Here is a 273-nt window from a genome sequence, read left to right on the forward strand (position 1 = left end):
TTCATTTGGTTTTTCTACATGAATTGGTGTAATGCTATTTTGATCAAATGCAATACGAACGTCGTACTCATGATGATAATTTAAAAAATCAATATCTACTTTTACTTTTGCATTTAATACCTTCTCTACATCTTCTACATCAAATTCTACTACTCTTGTGTCTTTTTCTTTATCTTCACTAATTACATTTGTCGCAACTAGCTTACCTGCTTTTTCTGTTTCAAACTTCGTAATCCATGAACTATTCGTTAATGTAAAGGATACTTTCTTTTT

General features: G+C 29.3%; 1 protein-coding gene. It reads right to left on the bottom strand.

Going from position 1 to position 273, the window contains the following annotated elements:
• Positions 1-273, bottom strand: a 273-nt coding sequence (locus SB717_RS35740) for an NEAT domain-containing protein (RefSeq protein WP_410907701.1), incomplete at both ends; no start/stop codon positions are given.

The sequence above is a fragment of the Priestia sp. SIMBA_032 genome (assembly GCF_046535215.1).
Lineage (GTDB): Bacteria > Bacillota > Bacilli > Bacillales > Bacillaceae_H > Priestia > Priestia aryabhattai.